At 60.7% G+C, this 12,830-nt stretch carries 9 protein-coding genes and 1 tRNA gene; all 10 read right to left on the bottom strand.

Annotated features, from left to right (window positions below):
• Positions 1-24 precede the first annotated feature (24 nt).
• The gene (gene rpoC, locus LK539_RS22555) at positions 25-4,275 is read right to left on the bottom strand and encodes a DNA-directed RNA polymerase subunit beta' (protein ID WP_227803315.1); all 4,251 of its coding nucleotides are present in this window, start codon (positions 4,273-4,275) and stop codon (positions 25-27) included.
• Between the two features lie 224 nt (positions 4,276-4,499).
• Positions 4,500-8,609 (bottom strand): DNA-directed RNA polymerase subunit beta, encoded by a 4,110-nt coding sequence (rpoB, locus tag LK539_RS22550; RefSeq protein WP_227803314.1) that lies wholly within the window; start codon positions 8,607-8,609, stop codon positions 4,500-4,502.
• A gap of 294 nt (positions 8,610-8,903) precedes the next feature.
• Positions 8,904-9,284, bottom strand: a complete 381-nt coding sequence (gene rplL, locus LK539_RS22545; protein WP_227803313.1) for a 50S ribosomal protein L7/L12 — start codon at positions 9,282-9,284, stop codon at positions 8,904-8,906.
• Positions 9,285-9,353: 69 nt separating this feature from the next.
• Positions 9,354-9,878 (bottom strand): 50S ribosomal protein L10, encoded by a 525-nt coding sequence (rplJ, locus tag LK539_RS22540; RefSeq protein WP_227803312.1) that lies wholly within the window; start codon positions 9,876-9,878, stop codon positions 9,354-9,356.
• Positions 9,879-10,201: 323 nt separating this feature from the next.
• Positions 10,202-10,900, bottom strand: coding sequence for a 50S ribosomal protein L1 (rplA, locus tag LK539_RS22535; protein ID WP_227803311.1), 699 nt, complete (start codon positions 10,898-10,900; stop codon positions 10,202-10,204).
• On the bottom strand, positions 10,900-11,331 hold the full coding sequence (gene rplK / locus LK539_RS22530) for a 50S ribosomal protein L11 (protein ID WP_020653552.1): 432 nt from the start codon (positions 11,329-11,331) through the stop codon (positions 10,900-10,902). Before rplK ends, rplA begins: the two co-directional genes overlap by 1 nt.
• Before the next feature lie 110 nt (positions 11,332-11,441).
• Positions 11,442-12,056 (bottom strand): transcription termination/antitermination protein NusG, encoded by a 615-nt coding sequence (gene nusG / locus LK539_RS22525; RefSeq protein ID WP_227803310.1) that lies wholly within the window; start codon positions 12,054-12,056, stop codon positions 11,442-11,444.
• The gene (secE, locus tag LK539_RS22520) at positions 12,056-12,445 is read right to left on the bottom strand and encodes a preprotein translocase subunit SecE (protein ID WP_227803309.1); all 390 of its coding nucleotides are present in this window, start codon (positions 12,443-12,445) and stop codon (positions 12,056-12,058) included. Before secE ends, nusG begins: the two co-directional genes overlap by 1 nt.
• Before the next feature lie 36 nt (positions 12,446-12,481).
• Positions 12,482-12,557: transfer RNA gene (locus LK539_RS22515), tRNA-Trp, on the bottom strand.
• A gap of 100 nt (positions 12,558-12,657) precedes the next feature.
• Positions 12,658-12,830 (bottom strand): elongation factor Tu (locus tag LK539_RS22510; RefSeq protein ID WP_227803379.1); only part of this gene is annotated, 173 nt, incomplete at its 5' end.

Here is a 12,830-nt window from a genome sequence, read left to right as displayed (position 1 = left end):
ATTTCAGCTTACTAGCTCAGACGATCACTCGCCATCACCATGATGCTGCTCGACCGAAGCCGCAGCCTGCTGCTGGTCTTCCATCGCCTGCAGCTCGGCGGCCATGTTGGCCTTCTCCTGCTGCAGCAGTGCCTGGCGCTCTTCCGCCTCCCACACTTCCTTCTCCTTGCGGGCGCGGTGGAATGCCAGACCGGTACCGCCAGGGATCAGGCGGCCGACGATGACGTTTTCCTTCAGGCCGCGCAGACCATCGCGCTTGCCCATGATCGCCGCTTCGGTGAGGACGCGGGTGGTTTCCTGGAACGATGCGGCCGAGATGAACGAGTCGGTCGACAGCGATGCCTTGGTAATACCAAGCAGCACGTTTTCGTACTGTGCCGGCAGCTTGCCGACGGCGTTGACCTTGTCGTTCTCTTCCAGCAGTTCCGAACGCTCCACCTGCTCGCCGACGATGTAGTCGGTGTCGCCGGCATCGGTGATCTGCACACGACGCAGCATCTGGCGAACGATCACCTCGATGTGCTTGTCGTTGATCTTCACACCCTGCAGACGGTACACGTCCTGCACTTCGTCCACGATGTAGCGGGCCAGCGCTTCGATACCCAGCAGGCGCAGGATGTCCTGCGGATCGGCCGGACCGTCGACGATCATCTCGCCCTTGTTCACCACCTGGCCGTCGTGCACCAGCACTTGCTTGTCCTTGGTGATCAGGAACTCGTGCTTGTTGCCGTCCATGTCGGTGATTTCCAGACGCTGCTTGCCCTTGGTCTCCTTACCGAATGCGACGGTACCGGTGACTTCGGCCAGCATGCCCGCGTCTTTCGGCGAACGTGCTTCGAACAGTTCGGCAACGCGCGGCAGACCACCGGTAATGTCACGGGTCTTCTGCGATTCGGTCGGGATACGTGCCAGCACTTCACCCACCGAGACTTGCTGACCGTCCTTCACCATGATCAGCGCGCCGACCTGGAAGCCGATCGTCACGGCGTGTTCGGTGCCGGCGATCTTCACTTCCTGGCCTTCTTCGTTCAGCAGCTTGACCTGCGGACGCAGGACCTTGCCCGAACCGCGGCGCTTCGGATCGATCGCGACCAGGGTCGACAGGCCGGTCACTTCGTCCACCTGGCGAGCGACGGTGACGCCCTCTTCCACGTTTTCGAACTTGATGGTACCTGCGTACTCGGTAATGATCGGACGGGTCAGCGGATCCCAGGTCGCCAGGGCGGTACCGGCCTTCACAGCCATGCCATCCTTGACGATCAGGGTCGCACCGTACGGCACCTTGTGGCGCTCGCGCTCACGGCCGTGGTCGTCGGTGATCAGGACTTCGCCCGAACGCGAGATGACGATCTGCGCGCCCTTGCCGTTGGTGACGTAACGCATCGTGGCGGTGAAGCGCACGGTGCCGTTCGACTTGGCTTCGACCGACGATGCCACTGCCGCACGCGATGCCGCACCACCGATGTGGAAGGTACGCATGGTCAGCTGGGTACCCGGCTCACCGATCGACTGTGCTGCCACGACGCCGACTGCTTCGCCGGCGTTGACCAGCATGCCGCGGCCGAGGTCACGGCCGTAGCACTTGGCGCACAGGCCGAAGCGGGTGTCGCAGTTCAGCGGGGTGCGGACCTTCACTTCGTCGATGCCGACGCGTTCGATCTCTTCCACCATGTCTTCGTCCAGCAGCGTGCCGGCTTCGAACAGGGTTTCCTGGGTTTCCGGGTTCACCACGTCGGTACCGGTCACGCGGCCGAGGATACGGTCGCGCAGCGGCTCGATGACTTCACCGCCTTCGACCATCGCCTTCATGTGCGTGCCGTTGGTGGTGCCGCAATCGTCCTCGATGACCACCAGATCCTGGGTCACGTCGACCAGGCGGCGGGTCAGGTAACCCGAGTTCGCGGTCTTCAGTGCCGTATCCGCCAGACCTTTACGAGCGCCGTGGGTCGAGATGAAGTACTGCAGAACGTTCAGGCCTTCGCGGAAGTTCGCGGTAATCGGCGTTTCGATAATCGAACCGTCCGGCTTGGCCATCAGGCCTCGCATACCTGCCAGCTGGCGGATCTGCGCTGCCGAACCACGGGCGCCCGAGTCGGCCATCATGTAAATCGCGTTGAACGATTCCTGGGTGCCTTCGGTGCCGTCACGCTTGGTGACCGGTTCCACTTTCAGCTGGTCCATCATCGCCTTGCCGACTTCGTCCGAGGTCTTGCCCCAGATGTCGACGACCTTGTTGTAACGCTCGCCGGCGGTGACCAGACCCGAAGCGTACTGCTGCTCGATCTGCTTCACTTCCGCTTCGGCGGTCGCGATCATGCCCTTCTTGACGTCCGGGATCAGCATGTCGTCGACGGCGATCGAGATGCCGGCGCGGGTCGCCAGGCGGAAGCCCGACTGCATCAGCTTGTCCGCGAAGACAACGGTCGCACGCAGGCCGCACTTGCGGAACGACGTGTTGATCAGCTTCGAGATTTCCTTCTTCTTCAGGGCGCGGTTCAGCACCGAGAACGGCAGGCCTTTCGGCAGGATCTCGGACAGGATCGCACGGCCGACGGTGGTCTCGTAGCGGGTCAGGGTCTGCACGAATTCGCCGGTGACCGGATCCTTCGGGTTCTCGACGATACGCACGGTGATGCGGGTCGCCAGTTCGACTTCCTTGTTGTCGTACGCGCGGATGACTTCCGACACGTCCGGGAACAGCATGCCCTCGCCCTTGGCGTTGATCGCTTCGCGGGTCGCGTAGTACAGACCCAGCACGATATCCTGCGACGGGACGATCGACGGCTCGCCGTTCGACGGGAACAGGATGTTGTTCGACGCCAGCATCAGGGTACGCGCTTCCATCTGCGCTTCGATCGACAGCGGCACGTGGACTGCCATCTGGTCACCGTCGAAGTCGGCGTTGAACGCCGCGCAGACCAGCGGGTGCAGCTGGATTGCCTTGCCTTCGATCAGGACCGGCTCGAACGCCTGGATACCGAGACGGTGCAGGGTTGGTGCACGGTTCAGCATGACCGGGTGTTCTTTGATGACTTCTTCCAGGATGTCCCAGACCACCGGTTCCTGGATTTCGACCAGCTTCTTGGCTGCCTTGATGGTGGTCGCGAGACCCATCAGTTCCAGCTTGTTGAAGATGAATGGCTTGAACAGTTCCAGGGCCATCAGCTTCGGCAGGCCGCACTGGTGCAGTTTCAGCTGCGGACCGACCACGATGACCGAACGGCCCGAGTAGTCGACGCGTTTACCCAGCAGGTTCTGACGGAAGCGGCCGCCCTTACCCTTGATCATTTCAGCCAGCGACTTCAGCGGACGCTTGTTGGCGCCGGTCATCGCTTTACCGCGACGGCCGTTGTCCAGCAGCGAGTCCACTGCTTCCTGCAGCATGCGCTTTTCGTTTCGCGTAATGATTTCCGGAGCGCGCAGTTCCATCAGGCGCTTCAGACGGTTGTTACGGTTGATGACGCGGCGGTACAGGTCGTTCAGGTCCGAGGTAGCGAAACGGCCACCATCCAGCGGGACGAGCGGACGCAGCTCCGGCGGCAGGACCGGGAGCACTTCCATGATCATCCACTCAGGCTTGATGCCCGAGCGCTGGAACGCCTCGAGCACTTTCAGGCGCTTGGCGTATTTCTTGATCTTGGCTTCGGATTTCGACTCTTTCAGCTCGACGCGCAGGGCTTCGGCATCGCGGTGGATGTCGATCGAGCGCAGCAGTTCACGGATGCCTTCGGCGCCCATGAATGCAGTGAAGTCGTCGCCGTACTCTTCGTACTTGGCGGCGTAGTCGTCTTCCGACATGATCTGGCACTTCTTCAGCGGGGTCATGCCAGGATCGGTCACGACATATGCTTCGAAGTACAGCACGCGTTCGATATCGCGCAGGGTCATGTCCAGGACCATGCCCAGACGCGACGGCAGCGATTTCAGGAACCAGATGTGGGCGGTCGGCGAGGCCAGCTCGATGTGGCCCATGCGCTCACGGCGCACCTTGGCCAGGGTGACTTCGACGCCGCACTTCTCGCAGATGACGCCGCGGTGCTTCAGGCGCTTGTACTTGCCGCACAGGCATTCGTAGTCCTTGATCGGGCCAAAGATCTTGGCGCAGAACAGGCCGTCGCGCTCAGGCTTAAAGGTACGGTAGTTGATGGTTTCCGGCTTCTTGACTTCGCCGTAGGACCACGAACGGATTTTCTCGGGCGACGCCAGGCCAATCTTGATGGCGTCGAAGCTTTCGTTCGTTTGAACTTGCTTGAATAGATCGAGCAGTGCTTTCATGTATCACTCCAGGTGATTGAATTCTTTACTGAGTACTACTACCGCCGCTTCTCACTGATTTTCGCCAGTGCTTGCGTGAACCACTCACCCCTGAATGCGTCATCCCGGCGCAGGCCGGGATCCAAGTTTTCGGCTATTCCACCGAAATTAGGCTCCCGCCTGCGCGGGAGCGACGTTCTGGGGCAGCAGGCCATGCCCGAAGGCGGCGGCCATACCGGCCCTGCTTAGCTGCGCTCGAGATCGATATCGATACCCAGCGAGCGGATTTCCTTCACCAGCACGTTGAACGATTCCGGCATGCCGGCGTCGATCACGTGGTCGCCCTTGACCAGGTTCTCGTACACCTTGGTACGGCCATTCACGTCGTCCGACTTGACGGTCAGCATTTCCTGCAGCACGTAGGACGCGCCGTAGGCTTCCAGTGCCCACACTTCCATCTCACCGAAGCGCTGGCCACCGAACTGGGCTTTACCGCCCAGCGGCTGCTGGGTCACCAGCGAGTACGGACCGGTCGAACGGGCGTGCATCTTGTCGTCGACCAGGTGGTGCAGCTTTAGCATGTGCATGAAGCCGACGGTGACCTTGCGCTCGAATGCTTCGCCGGTGCGGCCGTCGTACATCGTGACCTGGTTCTTCGACGGGGTCATGCCCAGGTTGGTCGCGATCTCGTCCGGGAACGCCAGGTCCAGCATGCGGCGGATCTCGGTCTCGTGCGCACCGTCAAACACCGGAGTTGCGAACGGAACGCCATTCTTCAAGTTGTTCGCCAGGGTCAGGATCTCTTCATCGCTGAAGTTGTCGAGATCTTCCTTGCGGCCGGTCTCGTTGTAGATCTTGCCCAGGAAGCCACGGATCTCTTCCGCTTTCGCTTGAGCGCGCAGCATGTCGCCGATACGCAGGCCCAGGCCCTTCGCAGCCCAACCGAGGTGGGTTTCCAGGATCTGACCGACGTTCATACGCGACGGGACGCCCAGCGGGTTCAGCACGACGTCGGCCGGGGTACCATCGGCCATGAACGGCATGTCTTCCACCGGCACGATACGCGAGACCACACCCTTGTTACCGTGGCGGCCTGCCATCTTGTCGCCCGACTGCAGGCGGCGCTTGACGGCCAGGTAGACCTTGACCATCTTCTGCACGCCAGGCTGCAGCTCGTCGCCTTGCGTCAACTTCTTGCGCTTCTCTTCGAAGGCCAGGTCGAACTGGTGGCGCTTCTCGTTGATCGATTCCTTGATCGCTTCCAGCGCGTTGGCGGTGTCGTCGTCGGCCGGACGGATGTCGAACCAGTGGAACTTGTCCAGGTCCGCCAGGTAGTCGGCCGTGATCGCAGCACCCTTCGCCAGCTTCTTCGGACCGCCGTTGACGACTTTACCGATCAGCATGCGCTCCAGACGCTGGAAGGCGTCGCCTTCCACGATACGCATCTGGTCGTTCAGGTCCAGGCGGTAGCGCTTCAGCTCGTCGTCGATGATCTGCTGGGCGCGCTTGTCGCGCTGGATGCCTTCGCGGGTGAACACTTGCACGTCGATGACGGTGCCGACCATGCCCGACGGCACGCGCAGCGAGGTGTCCTTCACGTCCGAGGCTTTTTCGCCGAAGATCGCGCGCAGCAGCTTCTCTTCCGGAGTCAGCTGGGTCTCGCCCTTCGGGGTGACCTTACCGACCAGCACGTCGCCGGCTTGCACTTCGGCGCCGATGTACACGATGCCCGATTCGTCCAGGCGAGCCAGCTGGTTCTCGGCCAGGTTCGAGATGTCGCGGGTGATTTCTTCCGCGCCCAGCTTGGTGTCACGTGCAACGACCGACAGCTCTTCGATGTGGATCGAGGTGTAGCGGTCGTCCTTGACCACGTTTTCCGAGATCAGGATCGAGTCTTCGAAGTTCAGGCCGTTCCACGGCATGAAGGCCACCAGCATGTTCTGGCCCAGTGCCAGTTCGCCCAGGTCGGTCGATGCGCCGTCGGCGATCACGTCGCCACGGGCGACGCGGTCACCAACCTGCACGATCGGACGCTGGTTGATGTTGGTGTTCTGGTTCGAACGGGTGTACTTGATCAGGTTGTAGATGTCCACGCCGACTTCGCCAGCTTGCGCTTCGTCGTCGTTCACGCGAATCACCACACGGCCCGCATCGATGTAGTCCACCACGCCGCCGCGCAGGGCCTGCACGGTGGTGCCCGAGTCGACCGCCACGGTGCGCTCGATGCCGGTACCGACAAAGGCTTTTTCCGGACGCAGGCAAGGCACGGCCTGGCGCTGCATGTTGGCGCCCATCAGTGCACGGTTCGCGTCATCGTGCTCGAGGAACGGAATCAGCGACGCTGCAACCGACACGATCTGGCCCGGGGCCACGTCCATGTACTGGATGCGTTCCGGCGAGACCAGGATGGTTTCGCCTGCTTCACGCGCCGACACCAGTTCGTCGACCAGCTGGCCTTCTTCATTGATCGCGGCGTTCGCCTGCGCAATGATGTAGCGGCCTTCTTCGATCGCGGACAGGTATTCGATCTTGTCGGTCACCTTCGAACCGTCGACCTTGCGGTACGGGGTTTCCAGGAAGCCGTATTCGTTCAGGCGGGCATACAGTGCCAGCGAGTTGATCAGGCCGATGTTCGGGCCTTCAGGCGTTTCGATCGGGCACACGCGGCCGTAGTGGGTCGGGTGCACGTCGCGCACCTCGAAGCCTGCACGTTCGCGGGTCAGACCGCCCGGGCCCAGGGCCGAGACGCGGCGCTTGTGGGTGACTTCCGACAGCGGGTTGGTCTGGTCCATGAACTGCGACAGCTGCGACGAACCGAAGAATTCGCGGATCGCGGCCGAGATCGGCTTGCTGTTGATCAGGTCGTGCGGCATCAGGTTGTCCGCTTCGGCCTGACCGAGGCGTTCTTTCACTGCACGTTCCACGCGCACCAGGCCGGCACGGAACTGGTTCTCAGCCAGTTCGCCGACGCAACGCACACGGCGGTTGCCCAGGTGGTCGATGTCGTCGACTTCGCCGCGGCCATTGCGCAGCTCGACCAGGATCTTGATCACGGCCAGGATGTCGTCGTTCGACAGGGTCATGTCGCCCACGAGTTCGTCACGGCCGATACGGCGGTTGAACTTCATGCGGCCGACGGCCGACAGGTCGTAGCGTTCCGGACTGTAGAACAGGCCGTTGAACAGGGCTTCCACCGATTCTTCGGTCGGCGGTTCGCCAGGACGCATCATGCGATAGATCGCCACGCGAGCGGCGGTCTGGTCGGCGGTGTCGTCGGTGCGCAGGGTCTGCGAGATGTAGCCGCCCTGGTCCAGGTCATTGGTGTACAGGGTCTGGATCGCCGAGACGTTGGCGTCGCGCAGCTTGCCCAGCAGCTCTTCGGTCAGCTCGTCGTTGGCCACGGCGATGACTTCGCCGGTGTCCTGGTCGACGATGTTCTTGGCCAGCACGCGGCCCAGCAGGTAGTCTTCCGGCACGGAGATCGACTTGATGCCGGCAGCTTCGATGTCGCGCACGTGCTTGGCGTTGATGCGCTTGTCCTTGGTGACAATGGTCTTGCCCGACTTCGGATCGACGATGTCGAAGCGCGCGACTTCGCCGCGCAGGCGTTCGGACACGAACTCCAGCTCGCCGCCTTCATCGCGGAGATTGAAATTGTCGAAGACGAAGAAGTTCGCCAGGATCTGTTCCGGCGTCATGCCGATGGCCTTCAGCAGGATCGTCACCGGCATCTTGCGGCGGCGGTCGACGCGGAAGAACAGGATGTCCTTCGGGTCGAACTCGAAGTCCAGCCACGAGCCGCGGTAAGGAATGATACGTGCCGAGAACAGGAGCTTGCCCGACGAGTGGGTCTTGCCGCGGTCGTGTTCGAAGAACACGCCCGGCGAGCGGTGCAGCTGGGAGACGATGACGCGCTCGGTACCGTTGATGACGAACGAACCGTTCGTGGTCATCAGCGGCAGTTCGCCCATGTACACTTCCTGCTCTTTCATTTCCTTCACGACCGGCTTGGTCGGCGATTCCTTGTCCAGGATCACCAGACGCACCTTGGCGCGCAGCGGCGACGCGAAGGTCAGGCCACGCTGCTGGCACTCTTTCACGTCAAACGCGGGGTCGCCCAGCACATAGGACAGGAATTCGAGGCGCGCAAAACCATTGTGCGACACGATCGGGAAGATGGAGGTGAAGGCGGACTGCAGGCCTTCATTCTTGCGCACGGAGGGAACGGCATCCGCTTGCAGGAAATTCTCGTAGGATTCGAGCTGGGTAGCCAGAAGATAGGGAACGTTGTGAACGTTGGCGCGCTTCGCGAACGACTTGCGAATGCGCTTCTTCTCAGTAAATGAGTAGTGCATGGACACTCCGTGAGTGACAGAAAGGATGAGAATTCAGGAATTGCCAGTGGTGGTCACACCACACGCAAGGCCTGAAGCCTCTGCTTTCCCGCCAGGTGATTAAGACAGCCGTACTGCTGTGTTACGATATTTCCGACTTCTGCTGCTGGTGCTACTGGTGTTGCTTATCGGCACCTGACACAAACGTTTGTTTCAGGGACGACAAAAGAGCCAAAGCCGCATCCCCTCCCTTTCGGCAGGTTTGCAAGCTTTGACTCCCGCGCTGGGCACCCTGGAGTGCCCATTGCAAATGTATTACTTCAGCTCGGCCTTGGCGCCAGCTTCTTCCAGCTTCTTCTTAGCGGCTTCAGCGTCAGCTTTCGGCAGGGCTTCTTTCACGGTCTTCGGTGCGCCGTCGACCAGGTCCTTGGCTTCTTTCAGGCCCAGACCGGTGATTTCACGGACTGCCTTGATGACGCCGACCTTGTTCGCGCCGACTTCCGACAGAACAACGTTGAACTCGGTCTGCTCTTCAGCAGCAGCTGCGCCGCCGCCGGCTGCGCCGCCAGCTGCCGGTGCTGCCATTGCAGCTGCCGACACGCCGAACTTCTCTTCGAAAGCCTTGACCAGGTCGTTCAGTTCCATGACCGACATTGCGCCAACTGCGTCCAGGAACTCTTCTTTGCTAATTGCCATTTGAAACTCCAAATATATTGTGTGTGTAGTACAGGATTGGTTCTACTTGAACAAAAAGTCGCGAAGCGATTACGCTTCGGCGGCTTCCGCTGCCGGAGCAGCGGCGCCTTCGCCTTTTTGTGCTGCGACTGCAGCCAGAACTCGTGCAAAGCCCGACACCGGTGCCTGCATAACGCCCAGCAGCTGGGCGATGAGGACTTCGCGGGACGGGATGTTCGCCAGTGCCGACACGCCAGCTACGTCGAGCTGCTTGCCTGCATAGTTACCGGCTTTCACGACCAGCTTGTCGTTGGTTTTCGCGAAGTCAGAGATGACTTTAGCGGCAGCAACGGCGTCGTCCGAGATCGAGTAGATCAGCGGACCGGTCATGGCGTCAGCCAGCGGGGCGAACTGCGTGCCTTCCACCGAGCGACGTGCCAGCGTGTTCTTCAGAACACGCAGGTACACGCCCTGGGCGCGCGCGGTTGCACGGAGTTTGGTCAAGTGAGCAACCTGGATGCCACGGTACTCAGCCACGACGATGGTCTGCGCGGTTGCAACTTTCGCGCTTACCTCTTCGACGACGGCCTTTTTGTCATTCAGATTAAGACCCACGGTCAATCTCCTTAAATGATGCGAACAACATTGTTTGCATCGGTTCGAACACGGCGTCCGAAGTTAAGAAGTCAATCTAACGCGGATGAACTCACGCAGCGTGGACTACAAAACTTGTTCGGGTACACCATCTGCGTTGGGTGGTCTATTAACCTCAGGCTCAACCTCTGCCTTCGGCCCAACGGTCTTTGATTGCCTGCCGGAGCGGTGATCTGCCCCGACAGCCCAAAGATGCGCCTTATAAAACAACTATAAGGACTTAAACTTGGATCCCGGCCTGCGCCGGGACGACGGTGCAAGCACCGTCGCTTAATTCAGTGCTATTAAGCAGCAGCGATCGAAGCGTGGTCGACGCGGACGCCGGCGCCCATGGTCGACGAGATCGCGACTTTGCGCAGGTACACGCCCTTCGAGGTTGCCGGCTTGGCCTTGTTCAGGGCGTCCAGCAGTGCCGCCAGGTTGGTCTTCAGCTGTTCGTCCGAGAACGACTTGCGGCCGATGGTGGCGTGGATGATACCTGCCTTGTCGGTACGGTACTGAACCTGACCGGCCTTGGCGTTCTTGACGGCGCCAGCCACGTCCGGGGTCACGGTGCCGACCTTCGGGTTCGGCATCAGGCCGCGCGGGCCCAGGATCTGACCCAGGGTACCGACGATACGCATGGTGTCCGGCGAAGCGATCACGATGTCGAACGGCATGTCGCCGGCCTTGACGCGCTCTGCCAGGTCTTCCATACCGACGATGTCGGCGCCGGCTGCTTTGGCAGCTTCAGCCTTGTCGCCCGATGCGAAGACAGCGACGCGCACGGTCTTGCCGGTGCCGGCAGGCAGCACGACCGAACCGCGGACGACCTGGTCCGACTTCTTCGGGTCCACGCCCAGTTGAACGGCGACGTCGATCGACTCGTTGAACTTGGCGGTGGCGAATTCCTTGACGATCGACACAGCGTTGTCGAACGCGTAGACCTTGTTGCGGTCCACTTTATCTTTCATTGCTTTAACGCGCTTGGACAGCTTAGCCATTACACACCCTCCACCGTGATGCCCATCGAACGTGCCGAGCCAGCGATGATACGCACTGCGGCGTCCATGTCGGCGGCGGTCAGGTCCGGCTGCTTGGTTTTTGCGATTTCTTCAGCCTGTGCACGGGTCAGCGTGCCAACCTTGTCGGTATGTGGCTTCGGCGAACCCTTGGTGATGCCAGCGGCTTTCTTGATCAGGTAGGTTGCCGGCGGGGTCTTCATCACGAAGGTGAAGGACTTGTCCGCGAAGGCGGTGATCACGACCGGAATCGGCATGCCCGGCTCGAAGCCCTGGGTCTGGGCGTTGAACGCCTTGCAGAATTCCATGATGTTCAGACCGCGCTGGCCCAGTGCCGGGCCGATCGGTGGGGAGGGGTTTGCCTTACCGGCTGCGACTTGCAGCTTGATAAAGCCAATAATCTTCTTTGCCATGTCTGGCTCCTAAGTTGGCATTGAGTAGTAGCGCCCCACCGCTACTACTCTTCGGCGGGGCTCCTCTTACCGGATTCCGCCTTGCTGCTGCGACGCTCCGATTCGGCGTTTTAGACTTTCTCTACCTGCCCGAACTCCAGTTCCACCGGAGTTGCGCGGCCGAAGATGGTGACAGAAACACGCACCTTCGATTTTTCGTAGTTGACTTCTTCGACATTGCCGTTGAAGTCGGTGAACGGGCCTTCCTTGATGCGGACCTGCTCGCCCACTTCGTACAGGACTTTCGGACGCGGCTTTTCGACGCCTTCCTGGACCTGCTGCATGATCTTGTCGATCTCGCGCGCCGGGATCGGCGTCGGCTTGTTCGACTTGCCACCGATGAAACCGGTGACCTTGCTGGTGTTCTTGACCAGGTGCCAGGTCTCGTCCGTCATTTCCATCTCAACCAGGACATAGCCCGGGAAGAAACGACGCTCGGAGACGGCCTTGGTGCCGTTGCGCATTTCGACGACTTCCTCGGTCGGAACCAGGATCTGGCCGAACTGCTGCTGCATGCCGGCGCGCTCGATACGCTCGGTCAGGGCGCGCATGACGCTCTTTTCCATGCCGGAGTAGACGTGGACGACGTACCAGCGCTTGTTGTTGACCGGGACACTCACGGGAGCCGCACCAGCGTCTTGCGCCGGGTCTTGGCCCGGCGCATTGTCTTGCACGTTTTCGCTCATCAGTTTTTCCATCCCAGGACCAGGTCGTACAATACGAACTCCAACACCTTATCCGTGCCCCACAGGAAAATCGCCGTCACGACCACGAAGGCAAACACGATGCCGGTGATCTGGGTGGCTTCGCGGCGGGTAGGCCACACAACTTTCTTGGTCTCGCGCACCGACTCCTTGGCGAAGTTCAGGAAATCACGACCAGTGGTGGAAGTCCACAAAAGCAGGACAGCAAAAACTAAACCAGCCACGAGGGCGCCGGCGGCGACCAAGGCTGGTTTGTTCTGGCCTTTCAGGTAAAAGAACCCGACAACGCCTGCAATCGTGGCAACTACCGCCAGGGCGACCTTGAACTTGTCATTCGAGGTGCTGACAGTTTGCACGGATTGATTGGACATCTTCTTTTCTTTCGATGCTTGCGCACCAGAATTCGGTGGCAGGGGCGGAGGGAATCGAACCCGCGACCTTCGGTTTTGGAGACCGACGCTCTGCCAATTGAGCTACACCCCTACGAAAACTTCTCGCTGAATCCAGCATTATACATGGCACGCGCGTGCCAGGCAATGCTGTTGGAGGGAAGCGTTGTGACGCTTCCCTCTTGCATCACTTATTAGGCGATGATCTTGGCAACCACGCCGGCGCCGACGGTACGGCCACCTTCGCGGATTGCGAAGCGCAGACCTTCTTCCATCGCGATCGGAGCGATCAGCTTGACGGTGATCGACACGTTGTCGCCTGGCATGACCATTTCTTTGTCGGCCGGCAGCACGATCGAACCGGTCA

The organism is Massilia sp. IC2-476 (genome assembly GCF_020707295.1).
In the GTDB taxonomy this organism is placed as follows: domain Bacteria; phylum Pseudomonadota; class Gammaproteobacteria; order Burkholderiales; family Burkholderiaceae_D; genus Telluria.
Note: the sequence above shows the minus strand (reverse complement) of the source record. Positions and strands in the feature narration are given on the sequence as shown.

Bases quoted from the DNA above. Each gene is read 5' to 3' on its own strand.
- rpoC (WP_227803315.1), bottom strand. From the start codon at position 4,275: ATGAAAGCACTGCTCGATCTATTCAAGCAAGTTCAAACGAACGAAAGC.
- rpoB (WP_227803314.1), bottom strand. From the start codon at position 8,609: ATGCACTACTCATTTACTGAGAAGAAGCGCATTCGCAAGTCGTTCGCG.
- nusG (WP_227803310.1), bottom strand. From the start codon at position 12,056: ATGAGCGAAAACGTGCAAGACAATGCGCCGGGCCAAGACCCGGCGCAA.
- rplK (WP_020653552.1), bottom strand. From the start codon at position 11,331: ATGGCAAAGAAGATTATTGGCTTTATCAAGCTGCAAGTCGCAGCCGGT.
- secE (WP_227803309.1), bottom strand. From the start codon at position 12,445: ATGTCCAATCAATCCGTGCAAACTGTCAGCACCTCGAATGACAAGTTC.
- rplA (WP_227803311.1), bottom strand. From the start codon at position 10,900: ATGGCTAAGCTGTCCAAGCGCGTTAAAGCAATGAAAGATAAAGTGGAC.
- rplL (WP_227803313.1), bottom strand. From the start codon at position 9,284: ATGGCAATTAGCAAAGAAGAGTTCCTGGACGCAGTTGGCGCAATGTCG.